The sequence below is a fragment of the Candidatus Symbiopectobacterium sp. NZEC127 genome, from assembly GCF_025962675.1.
Taxonomy (GTDB): Bacteria; Pseudomonadota; Gammaproteobacteria; order Enterobacterales; family Enterobacteriaceae; genus Symbiopectobacterium.
In genome coordinates this window covers 258,928-275,648 of record NZ_JAGFPG010000005.1, presented here as the reverse complement: position 1 = coordinate 275,648, position 16,721 = coordinate 258,928, and the positions used below count along the sequence as shown (strand labels likewise).

16 protein-coding genes are annotated in these 16,721 nt (G+C 52.4%); 14 read left to right on the top strand and 2 right to left on the bottom strand.

The annotated features are described in order from the left end of the window. Positions 1-3: 3 nt before the first annotated feature. A complete protein-coding gene (gene viaA / locus J5069_RS18805; protein ID WP_264645298.1) occupies positions 4-1,473 on the top strand; it encodes an ATPase RavA stimulator ViaA in 1,470 nt (489 codons plus the stop codon). A 28-nt stretch (positions 1,474-1,501) separates the two neighbouring features. On the opposite strand, the gene asnA is transcribed toward viaA, so the two are convergent. Next, complete coding sequence (gene asnA, locus J5069_RS18800) at positions 1,502-2,494, bottom strand: aspartate--ammonia ligase (protein ID WP_264645297.1); 993 nt, start codon at positions 2,492-2,494, stop codon at positions 1,502-1,504. Between the two features lie 151 nt (positions 2,495-2,645). Here asnA and asnC point away from each other — a divergent pair, with 151 nt between their 5' ends. From asnC to J5069_RS18735, 13 genes are all read left to right on the top strand, one after another. Further along, complete coding sequence (asnC, locus tag J5069_RS18795) at positions 2,646-3,107, top strand: transcriptional regulator AsnC (protein ID WP_195313263.1); 462 nt, start codon at positions 2,646-2,648, stop codon at positions 3,105-3,107. Between the two features lie 91 nt (positions 3,108-3,198). Continuing rightward, on the top strand, positions 3,199-3,642 hold the full coding sequence (gene mioC / locus J5069_RS18790; protein ID WP_264645296.1) for an FMN-binding protein MioC: 444 nt from the start codon (positions 3,199-3,201) through the stop codon (positions 3,640-3,642). A 406-nt stretch (positions 3,643-4,048) separates the two neighbouring features. Next, complete coding sequence (mnmG, locus tag J5069_RS18785) at positions 4,049-5,938, top strand: tRNA uridine-5-carboxymethylaminomethyl(34) synthesis enzyme MnmG (protein ID WP_264645295.1); 1,890 nt, start codon at positions 4,049-4,051, stop codon at positions 5,936-5,938. An 86-nt stretch (positions 5,939-6,024) separates the two neighbouring features. Next, a complete protein-coding gene (gene rsmG / locus J5069_RS18780) occupies positions 6,025-6,645 on the top strand; it encodes a 16S rRNA (guanine(527)-N(7))-methyltransferase RsmG (protein ID WP_264645294.1) in 621 nt (206 codons plus the stop codon). Between the two features lie 618 nt (positions 6,646-7,263). Continuing rightward, on the top strand, positions 7,264-7,647 hold the full coding sequence (gene atpI, locus J5069_RS18775; protein WP_264645293.1) for a F0F1 ATP synthase subunit I: 384 nt from the start codon (positions 7,264-7,266) through the stop codon (positions 7,645-7,647). Positions 7,648-7,684: 37 nt separating this feature from the next. Then, on the top strand, positions 7,685-8,455 hold the full coding sequence (gene atpB / locus J5069_RS18770; RefSeq protein ID WP_264645292.1) for a F0F1 ATP synthase subunit A: 771 nt from the start codon (positions 7,685-7,687) through the stop codon (positions 8,453-8,455). 50 nt (positions 8,456-8,505) lie between these two features. After that, complete coding sequence (gene atpE, locus J5069_RS18765) at positions 8,506-8,745, top strand: F0F1 ATP synthase subunit C (RefSeq protein ID WP_005976545.1); 240 nt, start codon at positions 8,506-8,508, stop codon at positions 8,743-8,745. 60 nt (positions 8,746-8,805) lie between these two features. After that, positions 8,806-9,276: a F0F1 ATP synthase subunit B gene (gene atpF / locus J5069_RS18760; RefSeq protein ID WP_195313257.1), complete on the top strand. Its 471-nt coding sequence runs from the start codon at positions 8,806-8,808 to the stop codon at positions 9,274-9,276. Positions 9,277-9,290: 14 nt separating this feature from the next. After that, positions 9,291-9,824, top strand: coding sequence for a F0F1 ATP synthase subunit delta (gene atpH, locus J5069_RS18755; RefSeq protein ID WP_264645291.1), 534 nt, complete (start codon positions 9,291-9,293; stop codon positions 9,822-9,824). A 12-nt stretch (positions 9,825-9,836) separates the two neighbouring features. Further along, positions 9,837-11,378, top strand: coding sequence for a F0F1 ATP synthase subunit alpha (gene atpA / locus J5069_RS18750; RefSeq protein WP_264645290.1), 1,542 nt, complete (start codon positions 9,837-9,839; stop codon positions 11,376-11,378). A 52-nt stretch (positions 11,379-11,430) separates the two neighbouring features. Further along, complete coding sequence (atpG, locus tag J5069_RS18745) at positions 11,431-12,294, top strand: F0F1 ATP synthase subunit gamma (protein WP_264645289.1); 864 nt, start codon at positions 11,431-11,433, stop codon at positions 12,292-12,294. A gap of 47 nt (positions 12,295-12,341) precedes the next feature. After that, positions 12,342-13,724, top strand: a complete 1,383-nt coding sequence (gene atpD, locus J5069_RS18740) for a F0F1 ATP synthase subunit beta (RefSeq protein ID WP_264645288.1) — start codon at positions 12,342-12,344, stop codon at positions 13,722-13,724. A gap of 19 nt (positions 13,725-13,743) precedes the next feature. Next, on the top strand, positions 13,744-14,163 hold the full coding sequence (locus tag J5069_RS18735; RefSeq protein ID WP_222158961.1) for a F0F1 ATP synthase subunit epsilon: 420 nt from the start codon (positions 13,744-13,746) through the stop codon (positions 14,161-14,163). A 291-nt stretch (positions 14,164-14,454) separates the two neighbouring features. On the opposite strand, the gene J5069_RS18730 is transcribed toward J5069_RS18735, so the two are convergent. Further along, positions 14,455-16,653: a right-handed parallel beta-helix repeat-containing protein gene (locus J5069_RS18730; protein ID WP_264645287.1), complete on the bottom strand. Its 2,199-nt coding sequence runs from the start codon at positions 16,651-16,653 to the stop codon at positions 14,455-14,457. Positions 16,654-16,721: the final 68 nt, after the last annotated feature.

Genomic DNA, 16,721 nt, shown 5'->3' with positions numbered 1-16,721 from the left:
CGAATGTTGACGTTGGAATCGCTGGAAATGCTGTTGTCCATTGACGAAAACGAGCTCTTGGACGACCTGGTTATCGCGCTGTTGGCGACGCCACAGCTCACGACCTTTCTTGAACAGCACCCAAGAATGAAAGCGGCGCTGCTGCACGATCTGCCCGAGTGGAAAGCGTCGCTCAAGCAGCGTCTGCGTGCCACCGTGGCACCGGCCGATCTGGAGCGGGAATTTACCTGCTATCAAAATACTCAGGCCATCGACAATCTGACCTTTCAGTCACGCATTCCGCGTATCGTTGATACGCTGCAAACGGTGGACTCGCCTTTTCTTCCTCAGGCTAACAAGCTGATCGCACATGCAGAACCGACGCTTGGGCAGCGATTTAGCAACGCCTTCCACGCTCTGTTCTTGCAGCGCTGGAAAATGAGCCTCTCTTTACAAACGGTCTCCTTGCACCACCAGTTGATGGAAGCAGAAAAAGAGATCCTGCTCGATGAATTACAACAGCGGCTAACGCTGACCGGCAAACTGGAAGCCGTACTGGCGGAGAACGAAACAGCCGCCGGACGCTTATGGGATCTCAGCGCGGGAAAATTGATAAAAACCGAGCTGCAAACCCTGATTAACTTCGGTGATTTTCTGCAAAAGCAGCCGTCACTACAGCGTCTGGCCGAGCGTTTAGGTCGCAGTAGGGAAACCAAATCCATTCTCTCTACCGAAGCACCGCGCGAAGCGTTTCGCGTCATGGTGCGCGAAACGGATACGGTGCCAGAGCAAGTGGATGGCATCCATCAAAGCGATGATATTCTGCGCCTGCTCCCCGCAGAGCTCGCCGCTATGGGCATTAAAGAGCTGGAATACGAATTCTACCGTCGCTTGTTGGAACGGCGGTTGCTGACCTATCGGTTGCAGGGGGAAAGCTGGCACGAAAAGGTGATTGAGCGCCCGGTTTCGCATCAGCAAAACGAACAGCAGCCCAGAGGGCCTTTTATTGTCTGCGTCGATACCTCAGGGTCGATGGGCGGTTTCAATGAACGCTGCGCCAAAGCCTTCTGCCTGGCACTGATGCGCGTCGCCCTCGCCGATAATCGCCGTTGCTACATCATGCTGTTTGCCACCGACATCGTGCGCTATGAGTTAACTGCCGTCACCGGTATCGAACAGGCCACGCGCTTTCTCGGCCAATCATTTCGTGGCGGCACCGATATGGCAGCCTGTATGTCAGCGTTGCTGGACAAGCTGGAAGATGATGTGTGGCACGATGCCGATGCGGTGATGATTTCTGATTTCATCGCTCAGCGCTTGCCTGAAGAGACCGTACAACGCGTTCGGCAACGACAGCAGCAACATCACCATCGTTTTCATGCCGTCGCGATGTCACAACATGGAAAACCCGGCATCCTGCACATCTTTGACCATATCTGGCACGTGGATACCGGGTTAAAAGGACGTTTACTGCGGCGGTTGCGCCACGCCTGAGCGTAGCACCATCGAAATCCCCATAGCGTTACAGCAACGCAGGCACGGACTCTCTGACCGGCTGTGGCCACACACCGCACTGAACCTGACCAATATGCGCCAGTTGCAGCAATAACATCACCAAACGAGACTGACCGATACCGCCGCCGATGGTTTGCGGCATGTCACCACGCAGCAGCGCCTGATGCCACTCCAGAGCCAGGCGATCGACATCACCCGTCAGCGTCAATTGACGTTGAAGCGCATCAGCATCCACACGAATCCCCATGGAAGAGAGCTCAAAGGCATCGCCTAACGCCGGGTTCCACACCAGGATATCGCCGTTCAGTCCTTTCAGACCCTGTTCACCCGCTGACGACCAGTCATCATAATCCGGCGCACGCACATCGTGACGCTCACCGTGGGACAACGCCCCGCCAATGCCGATCAGGAATACCGCACCCAGCTCTTTGGCAATGGCGCGTTCGCGCCCTTTGGCATCCAGTTCAGGATAACGCTTGAGCAGCGTATCGCTGTGGACAAAATGAATGGTTTCCGGCAGGAAAGGCGTCAGGCCAAACTGGCTGCTGACCTCTGCTTCGGTGCTTTTGATTGCCTGATAAATGTGGTTAACGGTGGATTTCAAATAGTCGATGGAACGTTCGCCATCTCCCATCACGCGTTCCCAATCCCACTGATCGACATAAACAGAGTGGATCGGGCTTAAACGATCTTCATCCGGGCGCAGCGCCTTCATGTGGGTGTAGATCCCTTCCCCGGCGCTAAAGTCATATTCCCCCAAGGTTTTACGCTTCCATTTCGCCAGGGAGTGCACCACTTCAAACGTGGCATCAGGCAACGCCTTCACGTGTACCTGCACCGCTTTCTCGCTGCCAGAGAGGTTATCCTGAGTGCCATCGCCCACGCGGCTGAGAATCGGGGCCTGAACTTCAATCAGACCCAACTTCTGCGCCAGCTGTGCGGAGAAAAAGGATTTCACAAACGCGATTTGTTGTTGTTTTTCGATATAGCTCTTTTTCATTTACCCATGTCCGTCGTCACTGTCTATTGTGCAATTAAGCAATAGAATGGCGGTGAAACTCAATAATCCAGCAAAGAAACAGGCATCATGGTTTTGATTCCTCATTTAACGCATGCTAAAAATGAGAAAGAGCTAAATATAAGGAAAAATTATGACTGAAATTTATCAGATCGATAATCTCGATCGCGGCATCCTTAACGCCTTGATGGAAAATGCCCGCACCCCTTATGCCGAATTGGCCAAGCAGTTTTCGGTGAGCCCCGGCACCATCCACGTTCGCGTTGAGAAAATGAAGCAGGCAGGCATTATTGTCGGCACCCGGGTCGATGTCAGCCCGAAGCAACTCGGCTATGACGTGTGCTGCTTTATCGGCATCATTTTAAAAAGCGCCAAGGATTACCCCTCAGCCCTTGAGAAACTGAATAACCTGGAAGAAGTGGTAGAAGCCTACTACACCACCGGGCACTACAGCATTTTCATCAAAGTGATGTGCCGTTCCATTGACGCACTGCAACACGTACTTATCAACAAGATCCAGACCATCGATGAAATTCAGTCCACGGAAACCCTGATCTCGCTCCAGAACCCGATCATGCGGACGATCACTCCGTAAATGCCAACAGGTATATCCCTATTATCCACAGGTAGATAACAGCTCGATCACAGCGTACAATACCGCATCTTTTATTCTGACGGGATCGAGCATGGCAGACATTACGCTTATCAGCGGCAGTACGTTAGGCAGTGCGGAGTATGTGGCAGAACATCTGGCCGAGTTACTGGAACAGCAAGGCTTTTCCACTGATGTTCAGCATGGCCCGCAACTGGACGACCTCCCGCAGAGCGGAATATGGCTACTGGTGAGCTCAACCCACGGTGCTGGTGATTTACCGGACAACCTGCAACCGTTGTTTAAACAGATTAGCGATCGGCAAGCGGATCTTTCGGAGGTTCGTTATGGCGCGATCGGGATCGGCAGCAAAGAGTATGACACCTTCTGCGGTGCGATCGTTACGGTGGATCGTATTCTTGCGGATCGTGGCGCAAAAAGGATCGGCGAGATGTTACAGATCGACATCACTCAACACGATATTCCCGAGGATCCGGCAGAAATCTGGTTGGCTCCGTGGGTAGAATTACTCAATTAAGCGGTTTATTTAGCCACTTAATTGTGTATAACTTTATGTATATCCGGGTGAAAACCGGTAGTTATCCCAATAACAACCGCTGTTCGTTTTTTGTCATGTGAATAACTGTCTATTTTGATCCCAGGCTATACGGTATAGGATCACCGATCATTCACAGCAAACGATCATCAACAATTCGTTGATCTTCATCTGGAAAAATAACTTATCCACAAGCAGTGCGGATCCTAATAATAGATCCAATAAGAAGATCTCTATATAAAAAGATCTTTCTTTAACTACCGACGATCCAACGGGCTTGTCGTTTGCGTAAACTTGAGTAGAATCCCCTTCCCCAAGGCAAGCAATGATCTTAGGCACACATCGTTAACCCGACTATTCTCGTTAACACCACGCGAGGTGCAGTACCATGTTTTATCCAGATCCTTTTGACGTCATCGTGATCGGCGGTGGTCATGCGGGCACAGAAGCCGCCATGGCAGCGGCACGCATGGGGCGTCAAACCCTGTTATTGACACACAATATCGATACGCTGGGACAAATGTCCTGCAATCCGGCTATTGGTGGGATCGGAAAGGGACATCTGGTTAAAGAGATCGACGCCATGGGCGGCCTGATGGCTCGCGCCGTCGATCGGGGTGGTATTCAGTTTAGAATACTAAACAACAGCAAAGGCCCTGCGGTGCGTGCTACGCGTGCACAGGCGGATCGCGTGCTGTATCGTCAGGCGGTACGCACCGCGCTGGAGAACCAGCCGAACCTGACGATCTTCCAGCAGGCGGTTGACGATCTTATCGTTGAGAACGATCGTGTGGTCGGCGCTGTCACCCAAATGGGACTGAAATTCCGCGCCAAAACGGTGGTGCTGACCGTTGGGACATTCCTTGACGGCAAAATTCATATCGGCCTGGATAACTACAGCGGTGGACGCGCTGGCGATCCGCCCTCGATACCGCTATCGCGCAGACTGCGTGAGCTACCGTTGCGTGTCAGCCGTCTTAAAACCGGTACGCCACCGCGTATCGATGCGCGCACCATTGATTTCAGCGTACTGGCGCAACAGCACGGTGATAACCCAATGCCGGTGTTCTCGTTCCTGGGGAACGCCAGCGAGCACCCGGCGCAGATGCCGTGCTACATCACCCATACCAATGAAAAAACCCATGAGGTGATCCGCAATAACCTGGATCGCAGCCCGATGTATGCCGGTGTGATCGAGGGGATTGGGCCGCGCTACTGTCCGTCGATCGAAGACAAGGTGATGCGCTTTGCCGATCGCAATGCGCACCAGATTTTCCTTGAGCCTGAAGGGCTGACCAGTAACGAGATTTACCCCAACGGCATTTCAACCAGCCTGCCCTTCGACGTACAGTGGCAAATCGTCCGTTCGATGCAAGGCATGGAAAACGCCAAGATCGTGCGCCCAGGCTATGCTATCGAATACGATTTCTTCGATCCGCGCGATCTCAAACCCACGCTGGAAAGTAAATTTATCCACGGTTTGTTCTTTGCCGGACAGATAAACGGCACAACCGGTTACGAAGAAGCCGCTGCCCAGGGCATGTTGGCCGGTTTGAACGCGGCACGTCTGGCGTTCGATCAGGACGGTTGGTTCCCACGTCGCGATCAGGCGTATCTGGGCGTGCTGGTGGACGATCTGTGTACACTCGGCACCAAAGAACCCTATCGCATGTTTACCTCGCGTGCTGAATACCGCCTGATGCTGCGCGAAGATAACGCCGATCTGCGTCTCACTGAAATGGGTCGTGAACTCGGTATGGTGGACGATTACCGCTGGGCGCGCTTCAACGAGAAGCTGGAACAGATTGAGCAGGAACGCCAGCGTCTACGTGAAATTCGCGTTCACCCTCACAGTGAACAGCGAGAGGCTGTCAATGCGTTGCTGAAAACGCCGCTGTCGCGTGAAGCGACCGGCGAGGAACTGCTGCGTCGCCCTGAGATGGATTACGCCACCCTGACCACGTTACCGATGTTCTCGCCCGCGCTGACGGATGTTCAGGCGGCGGAGCAGGTTGAGATTCAAGTGAAGTATGAAGGGTATATCGCGCGCCAGCAGGACGAGATTGAAAAACAGCTGCGTAATGAGAGTACCGTGCTGCCAGCGGATCTGGATTATCGTCAGGTGAGTGGGCTTTCCAACGAAGTGAAAGCCAAACTCAACGACCACAAACCGGGATCCATTGGCCAGGCTTCGCGTATTTCAGGAATTACCCCAGCAGCAATCTCTATCCTGCTGGTTTGGCTGAAAAAACAAGGGCTGCTGCGCCGCAGCGCCTGATAACCGGCGCAGATAGTGCACGACGGTGTGTCATTTTGTGGCTGTTCCTGGCAGCCACGTTTCATCAGATATGGCAGGATAAGCGCGTGAAACACAAATTAGACGCTCTGTTGCAGCGGGCTGGCATCTTGGTCAGTGAACAACAAAAAAATTCGCTAATCCAGTATGTCGACATGCTGCACAAGTGGAACAAGGCCTATAATCTCACGTCAGTGCGCGACCCGCAGGAGATGCTGGTACGTCATATCATGGATAGCATCGTGGTTGAGCCGCATTTGCAGGGCGATAGGTTTATCGATGTGGGAACCGGACCGGGATTACCGGGCATTCCACTGGCTATTGTGCGTCCGTCTGCGTCATTCACCCTGCTGGATAGCCTGGGAAAACGCGTGCGTTTTCTGCGCCAGGTTCAGCATGAACTCAAGCTGGATAATGTCTTTCCAGTGCAGTCTCGGGTCGAAGAATTCACCGCTGAGCCGCCTTTCGATGGCGTTATCAGTCGCGCTTTTGCCTCTTTGCTTGATATGCTGGCGTGGTGCAAACACCTGCCTGCGCCTGCAACCGGGCGTTTTTATGCCTTGAAAGGGGTAGTGCCAGAAGAGGAATTAACCGCATTGCCTACGTCGATAGAGGTAGTGCGTATTGTGCGTTTATCGGTACCCGAACTGGACGGTGAACGCCATTTGGTGATTCTTAAACCAAACTAATTTTGCGTTTTATCAAATAAATTATAACTAATTGTATCAGAGAGACCTTTTAAGTCTGAAGGGTATTATTTGCGGAAAAATGGACACCGATCACCATTTTTTTACAAAACCTGGCAGCCTTGCACGCTATTTGTTTCTCTTCGAATAGTAACCCGAGAAATTAATTGCTGTTATAAATAGCGAATGAAAAATCCAGATGTTAAAGACATAAAGAAATAATGTTAATAATGTCAATACGCAGTGCATTGGATGTTTTCGGGGAGTTTTAAAACGAGTCGTTATTTAACTATTTGAATTTAATTAAGATAAATAGCTATTTTTGCTAAAGACTTAAAAAAAACAGATCTGATATAAAGTGTATATGTCATTTTTATGTGATTGATATCACATATTATCGGGTTATAGAAAGGCTTGCGGGCCGCGGCCGTTGTCAGGATTGTTAGTAAAAATAGGGCTTGAATAAGAGATTTAAATTATTGTTCACCTTTTTGCTACTTATCGATTGAATTCGCAGGCGTGAACCGTATAATTTGCTCGTTTTTTGCCGCTTGACTCGATGGAATAAAGGCAGTTTTATACGTCAGTCAGCCTCTGGAACAGGAATGAAGAGCAAAACGCATGTCTGTCTCCCTTTACAGTGGAAAACCGGCCTTTTTGGGGTTGATGCTACAGGCGGCTACGTTCGTTTTGGTCAGCGCCGTTTTTTGCCTGCGCAGTGTTGAGGCGGGCGCGTCCGCTTTAGCCGGGGGACTGGCGGTGTGGCTGCCGAACGTGTGCTTTGTACTGTTCGCCTTGCGTCATCAGGCGGGTAAGCCCATAGAGGGGCGCGTTGCCTGGTCGTTTGCAATTGGTGAGGCGTTGAAAGTATTTATCACCATCGCGTTGCTGGTGGTGGCGTTAGGGTTGTTCAAGGCGGCGTTTGTTCCCCTTGGTCTGACCTACCTGGCGGTGCTGATAATGCAGATAGTGGCGCCAGCCATCGTTAACCGTAAGATTCGTTAACCGTTACCGTATTAACAACAACAGGGTAAGGAACATCATGTCTGCATCTACTCCCCAAGAGTATATCGGTCATCACCTGAAACATTTACAGGTAGGTTCGGGGTTCTGGTCGATTAACGTCGATTCGATGTTTTTCTCAGTCGCACTTGGGATCCTGTTTCTGGTCATTTTCCGCAAGGTTGCAAAGAACGCGACCAGCGGCGTGCCCGGTAAACTGCAAACCTTTGTGGAGATGATCATCGGTTTTGTTGATGGCAATGTGCGTGACATGTTCCATGGCAAAAGCAAACTTATCGCCCCTTTGGCGCTGACCATTTTCGTTTGGGTGTTCCTGATGAACGCCATGGACCTGTTGCCGATCGATCTTCTGCCCTTTATCGGTGAGCATTGGATTGGATTGCCTTACCTGCGCGTAGTACCGACGGCGGATGTCAACATCACACTGTCCATGGCGCTGGGCGTGTTTATCCTGGTGCTGTTCTACAGCATCAAAATGAAAGGCGTTGGCGGTTTTGTTAAAGAACTGACCATGCAGCCTTTCAACCATCCGGTCTTTATTCCCATCAACCTGATTCTTGAAGGTGTCAGCCTGCTGTCCAAACCGGTTTCACTCGGCTTGCGACTGTTTGGCAACATGTATGCGGGTGAGTTGATCTTCATCCTGATTGCCGGTTTGCTGCCGTGGTGGTCGCAATGGTTGTTGAATGTGCCTTGGGCAATATTCCACATCCTGATCATTACGCTTCAGGCCTTTATTTTCATGGTTCTGACGGTTGTTTATCTCTCGATGGCATCTGAAGAGCATTGATTTTTCTTTCAACACAATAACGTTCTAACTGAAACAAACTGGAGACTGTCATGGAAAACCTGAGTGTGGATCTGCTGTACATGGCTGCCGCGTTGATGATGGGTCTGGCGGCGATCGGTGCTGCGATCGGTATCGGCATTCTGGGTGGTAAATTCTTGGAAGGCGCGGCTCGCCAGCCTGACCTGATTCCTCTGCTGCGTACACAGTTCTTTATCGTTATGGGTCTGGTTGACGCCATCCCGATGATTGCTGTTGGTCTGGGCCTGTATGTGATGTTTGCGGTCGCCTAACTCGGTAATGCCGGTTAGGTATTTAACATCAATCATTTAACTTAAAAGAGGCATTGTGCTGTGAATATTAATGCAACAATCCTCGGCCAAGCCATTGCGTTCGTCCTGTTTGTCTGGTTTTGCATGAAGTTTGTATGGCCGCCGTTAATGGCTGCCATCGAAAAGCGTCAGAAAGAGATTGCTGACGGTTTGGCTTCTGCGGAACGCGCCAAAAAAGATTTGAACTTAGCGCAGGCCAATGCCACCGATCAGCTGAAAAAAGCCAAGGCCGAAGCTCAGGTGATCGTAGAGCAAGCCAATAAACGCCGTGCTCAGATCCTGGATGAGGCCAAAGCGGAAGCAGAAGCTGAACGTAGCAAAATCGTGGCGCAGGCGCAGGCTGAAATTGAAGCCGAACGTAAACGTGCTCGTGAAGAGCTGCGTAAACAGGTTGCCATGCTGGCGATTGCCGGTGCCGAGAAGATTATTGAACGTTCCGTGGATGAAGCTGCTAACAGCGACATCGTTGATAAACTGGTCGCTGAACTGTAAGGAGGGAGGGGCCGATGTCTGAATTTGTCACGGTAGCTCGCCCCTACGCCAAAGCAGCTTTTGACTTTGCGGTTGAACATCAGGCCGTTGAACGCTGGCAGAACATGCTGGCGTTTGCCGCTGAAGTCACACGCAATGAACAGGTTGCCGCTCTGCTGTCTGGTGCTATGGCACCGAATATGCTGGCGAGCACCTTCATTGACGTGTGTGGCGATCAGATGGATGAGCCCGGCCAGAACCTGATCAAGGTAATGGCGGAAAATGGGCGTTTACTGGTGCTTCCTGAAGTTCTGGAACAGTTTGCGCAACTCCGCGCCGCGCAGGAGTCGACGGTTGACGTCGAAGTCACCTCCGCGAGCGCACTGAGTGAATCGCAGCTGGACAAGATTACTTCCGCCATGGAAAAACGCCTGTCACGCAAAGTGAAGCTGAATTGCAAAATTGATAAGTCTGTTGTCGCAGGCGTGGTGATCCGCGCGGGCGACATGGTGATAGATGGCAGCATCCGCGGTCGTCTGGAACGCCTCGCAGACGTCTTGCAGTCTTAAGGGGACTGGAGCATGCAACTGAATTCCACCGAAATCAGCGAACTGATCAAGCAGCGCATTGCTCAGTTCAATGTGGTGAGCGAAGCTCACAATGAAGGTACTATTGTTTCCGTCAGTGACGGGATCATCCGCGTACACGGCCTGGCCGATGTGATGCAGGGGGAGATGATCTCCCTGCCCGGCAACCGTTACGCTATCGCCCTGAACCTGGAGCGCGACTCCGTTGGTGCGGTGGTGATGGGTCCGTACGCTGACCTTGCCGAAGGCATGAAGGTCAAGTGTACCGGCCGTATTCTGGAAGTGCCGGTTGGCCGTGGTCTGCTGGGCCGCGTGGTGAACACCCTGGGTGCACCAATCGATGGCAAAGGCCCGGTTGAGAACGACGGGTTTTCTCCGGTAGAAGCTATCGCACCAGGCGTTATCGAACGTCAATCCGTTGATCAGCCGGTACAGACGGGCTACAAGTCCGTTGACGCCATGATCCCGATTGGTCGTGGTCAGCGTGAATTGATTATCGGCGACCGTCAGACGGGTAAAACCGCACTGGCTATCGACGCCATCATCAACCAGCGCGATTCCGGCATCAAGTGCGTGTACGTGGCTATCGGCCAGAAAGCCTCCACTATTTCTAACGTGGTGCGTAAACTGGAAGAGCACGGCGCATTAGCCAACACCATCGTGGTGGTCGCTACCGCGTCTGAATCTGCTGCACTGCAATATCTGGCACCGTATGCCGGTTGTGCGATGGGTGAATACTTCCGTGACCGCGGTGAAGATGCACTGATTATTTACGATGACTTGTCCAAACAGGCCGTCGCTTATCGTCAAATTTCCCTGCTGCTCCGTCGTCCGCCAGGTCGTGAAGCTTACCCAGGCGACGTATTCTACCTCCACTCCCGTTTGCTGGAGCGCGCGGCACGCGTTAACGCCGATTACGTAGAAGCGTTTACCAAGGGTGAAGTGAAAGGGCAAACCGGTTCATTGACGGCGCTGCCGATCATCGAAACGCAGGCAGGTGACGTTTCCGCGTTCGTTCCGACCAACGTAATCTCGATTACCGATGGTCAGATCTTCCTGGAATCTAACCTGTTCAACGCCGGTATCCGTCCTGCGGTTAACCCAGGGATTTCCGTATCCCGCGTGGGTGGTGCAGCGCAGACCAAGATCATGAAGAAACTGTCCGGTGGTATCCGTACCGCGCTGGCGCAGTATCGTGAACTGGCGGCGTTCTCCCAGTTCGCTTCGGATCTGGATGATGCAACGCGTAAGCAGCTGAATCATGGTCAGAAAGTAACTGAACTGCTGAAACAGAAACAGTATGCGCCGATGTCGGTTGCGCAGCAGTCTCTGGTGCTGTTCGCCGCTGAACGTGGCTATCTGGCTGATGTAGAACTGGCGAAAGTAGGCAGCTTCGAAGCAGCGCTGTTGGCGTATGCCGACCGCGAGCACGGCGATCTTCTGCAACAAATCGACCAGACTGGCGCTTATAACGATGAGATCGAGGGTAAGTTCAAAACTATCCTTGATACCTTCAAGGCAACCCAGTCCTGGTAACGCCCGTAGGCCTGCCTGATGGCAGGCCTTCAGGCATTGAGGAGATGCAAAGATGGCCGGCGCAAAAGAGATACGTAGTAAGATCGCAAGCGTCCAGAACACGCAGAAGATCACTAAAGCGATGGAAATGGTCGCCGCTTCCAAAATGCGTAAATCGCAGGATCGTATGGCGGCCAGCCGTCCTTATGCAGAGACCATCCGCACGGTGATTGGTCACCTGGCGTTAGGGAATCTGGAATATAAACATCCGTACCTGGATGAGCGTGACGTTAAACGCGTCGGGTATTTGGTGGTGTCTACGGACCGTGGCCTGTGCGGTGGCTTGAACATTAACCTGTTCAAAAAACTGTTGGCAGACATGAAAGCCTGGAGCGATAAAGGCGTACAGAGCGATCTGGCGCTGATTGGTTCCAAAGGGGTTTCATTCTTCGGTTCTGTGGGCAGTAACGTTGTTGCTCAGGTTACCGGCATGGGGGATAACCCTAGCCTGTCCGAACTTATCGGGCCGGTAAAAGTGATGCTGCAAGCTTATGATGAAGGTCGTCTGGATAAGCTGTTCATCGTGAGCAACAAGTTCATCAATACCATGTCTCAGGAACCCCAAGTGGTTCAACTGCTGCCTCTGCCGCCTGCGGAAGATGGCGAGTTGAAGAAGAAATCCTGGGATTACCTGTATGAACCCGATCCTAAGTCGCTGCTGGATACCCTGTTGCGCCGCTATGTGGAATCTCAGGTTTATCAGGGCGTCGTAGAAAACCTGGCCAGTGAACAGGCCGCTCGTATGGTTGCAATGAAAGCCGCAACCGATAACGGCGGTGACCTGATCAAAGAGCTTCAGTTGGTTTACAACAAGGCACGTCAGGCCAGCATCACGCAGGAACTCACCGAGATCGTATCGGGAGCCTCCGCGGTTTAAACCAGGTTTACGAATTACGTATTGTCGAATTACGTAGAGGATTCAAGATGGCAACTGGAAAGATCATCCAGGTAATCGGCGCCGTGGTCGACGTCGAGTTCCCGCAAGATGCCGTACCTAACGTGTACGATGCGCTTGAGGTTGAAAACGGTGCTGAAAAACTGGTGCTGGAAACGCAGCAACAGTTGGGCGGCGGCGTTGTTCGTTGTATTGCAATGGGTTCTTCTGACGGTCTGCGCCGTGGGCTGAAAGTAAACAGCCTGGGCCACCCGATCGAAGTACCGGTAGGTAAAGCCACGCTGGGCCGTATCATGAACGTACTGGGCGAACCGGTCGACATGAAAGGCGAGATCGGCGAAGAAGAGCGCTGGGCGATTCACCGTGAAGCGCCGAGCTATGAAGAGCTCTCCAACTCCCAGGAACTGCTGGAAACGGGTATCAAGGTTATCGACCTGATGTGTCCGTTCGCCAAGGGCGGTAAAGTGGGCCTGTTCGGTGGTGCTGGTGTAGGTAAAACGGTAAACATGATGGAGCTGATCCGTAACATCGCGATCGAGCACTCTGGTTACTCCGTATTTGCCGGTGTAGGGGAACGTACCCGTGAAGGTAACGACTTCTACCACGAAATGACCGACTCCAACGTTATCGACAAAGTATCACTGGTCTACGGCCAGATGAACGAGCCGCCAGGCAACCGTCTGCGCGTAGCACTGACTGGCCTGACCATGGCGGAAAAATTCCGTGATGAAGGCCGTGACGTACTGCTGTTCGTCGATAACATCTACCGTTATACCCTGGCCGGTACGGAAGTATCCGCACTGCTGGGTCGTATGCCTTCTGCGGTAGGTTATCAGCCGACGCTGGCGGAAGAGATGGGTGTGCTGCAAGAACGTATCACCTCCACCAAAACCGGTTCTATCACGTCCGTACAGGCGGTATACGTCCCTGCGGATGACTTGACTGACCCGTCTCCAGCCACCACCTTCGCCCACTTGGATGCGACCGTGGTACTGAGCCGTCAAATCGCGTCTCTGGGTATCTATCCGGCCGTTGACCCGCTGGATTCCACCAGCCGTCAATTGGATCCGCTGGTGGTTGGTCAGGAACACTACGACGTAGCGCGTGGCGTGCAGTCCATTCTGCAACGCTATCAGGAACTGAAGGATATCATCGCGATCCTGGGTATGGACGAGCTGTCTGAAGAAGACAAACTGGTCGTTGCCCGTGCGCGTAAAATCCAGCGCTTCCTGTCGCAGCCGTTCTTCGTGGCAGAAGTGTTTACCGGTTCTCCGGGCAAATACGTGTCACTGAAAGACACCATCCGCGGCTTTAAAGGCATCATGGACGGTGAATACGACCATCTGCCGGAGCAGGCGTTCTACATGGTTGGCTCCATTGACGAAGCAGTGGAAAAAGCCAAGAAACTGTAACGTCTGTTAGGAGGTTGATATGGCTATGACTTACCATCTGGATGTCGTTAGCGCAGAACAGGAAATGTTCTCCGGCCTGGTGCAAAAGATCCAGGTGACGGGGAGTGAGGGCGAACTGGGGATTTACCCTGGCCACGCCCCGCTGCTCACTGCCATTAAACCTGGTATGGTGCGTATCGTTAAGCAACACGGCGAAGAAGAGTATATCTATCTGTCCGGCGGCGTCCTTGAGGTGCAACCGAACTCCGTGACCGTGCTGTCCGATACCGCCATCCGTGGGCAGGACCTTGATGAAGCGCGCGCGCTGGAATCCAAGCGTAAAGCGGAAGATCACATTCGCAATTCCCATGGCGATGTGGATTTCGCACAGGCTTCCGCAGAATTGTCGAAAGCAATTGCGAAACTGCGTGTTATTGAGCTGACTAAAAAAGCGATGTAACGTGCGCCTTCAGTAAAAAAGGCCGATCTCTCGATCGGCCTTTTTTTATCGATAAAAAACGGCGGGGTTGTCCCCGCCGTTCAAACTGATGGTAAAGTCACTTTGTCCCTCGTTACCCTCTGCACCCCCTCTCGTCATCCTCGGCGAAAGCCGGGGATCTCTGTGAGAATAAACGCGTTTAGCCTGTGAGAGATTCCCGCCTGCGCGGGAATGACGATGGGGGTAAGGCAGTTTGTCAGCAACCTAAGCGACGGGTATAACCCGCCGCTTATCCGGACTTTTTTCAGTCAATTATTTTTTCTTCAGGAAATCACCCAGTACCAGATTGCCTTTCGCATCGCGTGCGAAGGTTTCCGGCACGTTGACGGAGACAACGTTCTTCACGGTGATCTCTTTGCCCTGAGCGTTAACAGAGCGACCGTCTTTGATAAAGAAGTTGCTGTTGTCCACGTTACCCACCACGGCGTCGTCGTACTTGCCTTCTTGGGTTTTCAGGGACATGTTGTTTTTAAACACGCCTTGTTTTTCCGGGCCAGAGTAAGGGCTTGGACGGAAAATAAAGTTGAAGCGTTGGTTATCCAGCGCCGTGTTGTTTTCTACCACCAGCGCGCCGGGGTTGAAGTTATCAGTAAAACCATCCAGTTGGTTGCCAACCGCGATGCTGTTTTTCACCTTGTGCGCCACCGGCTGACCTTCGCCACCCATTTTGAAACCGTTGCTGGTGTTGTTCATGGCAATTGAATTCTCGATCACCACAACGCCGTTCGCGCCGTCTTCAATCTTGTTAAACAGGTCGAAACCATCGTCGATGTTGTTGTGAGAGAACGCGCCGCGAATCACGTTGCCTTCACCCACGCGCATTTTCACTGCAAAACCGTCGGCGTTGATTTTGCCTGGGTCCTGGTTGCTGTGTGATTCTGAGTTCAGAATCAGGTTATGGCTGGCCCACAGCGGACGGCCTACGTCACCAGAAGAAGAAACCTGAATCCCGGTGTCGTCACAATGGTGCGCCAGTACTTGTTCGATGGTGTTGTAGCTGCCTTCGATACGGAACGGCTTCTCAGTGATTTCGATGCCTTTCACATGCCAATGGCTGGCGTTCAGTTGCAGCCCGTGAATCACTGCTTTTTTGCCCTGAGCGAACAGTTTTTTCTGTGCTTTCTGGCTGCCGCTGGCGCTGACGGGAATAGAAGAAGCACTGTAATCGCCGTCTGCTAGCCATAAGGTTGCTCCTGCTGGCAATACGTTAATAGCGGTTGCGAAATCTAACGGGGAAGTTTTGCTGCCATTGTTGCTTGCCTGACCTTGCGCAGAAACATAGACATTCTTGGCATCGGCCAGTTTGACTTTCTCTACGCTGAACGTGGCTTCTTTCGCGGCTTTATCATCGCCTTCTGTTGGCAGATAAACGATTTTGAAGTCAGTGCCTGCACTCAGCTTGGCCGGAACGCTCAGCAACTCACCGGCTTTAACGGTATGTGCTGCGCCCAGCGCCTTGTCGCCCTGAGTGATGGTGACGGTACCGGCATAGTTGGCACGCAGTTGCACGTCGTAGTTATCGCTCGCGCTCTTGGTCGAGGACATCACCTGCAATACCGGGGCAAATGCGGCAAATTTGAATTCCGGCGAGGCTTTGGTTTGTGCCGGAGAGGTCGTCAACTGCGCATCACTGACGGTGATTTTGGCGTTACGCGATGCGAAGAAGCCCACATAGTAATGGTCTTTATCCAGTTTGGTGACCAGATCCGCCCCTTTCACGTCTTTGGTTACCCAGTTGTCGCTGTCTTTCGGCGCATAGGACGTGACAAAACCATCATTGGTGCGTTCCACCTTCATACGGAAAGAAGGGGTCTGTTCCAGGTTGATTTTTTCCTGAATGTTGGTCTTGGTGATCTTGGCACCCGCATTGCCCCACGGCTGCATCACGCCGTTACGCACAATGGCTTGCAAGCGGACTTCCGTGTGGGATTTCTTATCCTGCGTCATGATGGCATTCATCACCATGTTGGAGGCGGCAGGGAACTCCTCATAGCCTTCCTTCAACGGGTTTTGACGCGGTGCACCGATAATGTCGCGCACCAGAATCCCTGCCCCTTCCTGTGCGGCCGGTTTAGCGCCATTTTCCGGGCCAAACTGATCGACAGTCACGGTGGCTTGCAAGGTGAAGTTCACATTGGCAGGCAGCGTGGTGTAGAAGAAGGTTAAGCCATCGTGCGTGTTGGCGATTTTCCCGCCGCGGCTTTCGATGGTGATCGGCGCTGAGAGGTCGGCTTTATCGTCAACCGTCAGTTTTTTGCCGTTGATGGTGACATCGTTAACGCCAATTTTTTCCGGTAGTACGTTGGAAGAGAAGTTAACGTCGGTCGATTGGCCGAAGGCGATGCTATGCCATACCGGAGCGGGTTGTTCAGTGGCGTGTGCAGTCATGCTAAGGAACAGAAAGGACGGCGCCAGGGCTACCGTGGCAAGCCGTAAAGCACTGAGTTTCATTGTATCCCCTTGGGTATTGTTTATGAGTTGTGGGGCTATGATGACAAAAATGAAACGCTGTTTCTTTT